1 protein-coding gene is annotated in these 421 nt (G+C 62.5%); it reads left to right on the top strand.

Annotated elements, in window-relative coordinates:
* The coding region (locus tag Q673_RS24450) for an aldehyde dehydrogenase family protein (protein WP_023005301.1) at nt 1-217 on the top strand (217 nt) is incomplete at its 5' end.
* Nucleotides 218-421: the final 204 nt, after the last annotated feature.

The following is a 421-nucleotide window of genomic DNA, read 5'->3' as shown; positions in this document are numbered from 1 at the left end:
CGGCCTCGCCGCCTACTTCTACTCCCGCGACCTGGGCCGCGTCTGGCGCGTCGCCGACGCCCTGGAGTACGGCATGGTGGGCATCAACACCGGGCTGATCTCCAACGCCGCCGCGCCCTTCGGCGGGGTCAAGGAGTCTGGCCTCGGTCGCGAGGGTGGCCATCAGGGGCTGGAGGAGTTCCTGGAGACCAAGTACCTCTGCATCGATCTCGGATAACAGGGACAAGGTTCAAGGAGCAAGGGATAAGCGGCTCGTCGACGGGCCGCAATCCGGCCCACGAAAAAAACCACTCGACCGGACGGTCGAGTGGGTTTTTTATCGAGGAGCGTCGACAGATCGGATGACGGCAAGAAGCTTCGGCACTATCATTCCTTGCTCCTTGCTCCTTGCTCCTTGCTCCTTGCTCCTTGCTCCTTGCTC

The sequence above is a fragment of the Halomonas sp. PBN3 genome, assembly GCF_000475415.1.
Lineage (GTDB): Bacteria > Pseudomonadota > Gammaproteobacteria > Pseudomonadales > Halomonadaceae > Halomonas > Halomonas shengliensis.
This window is presented reverse-complemented; position numbering and strand designations above follow the sequence as displayed.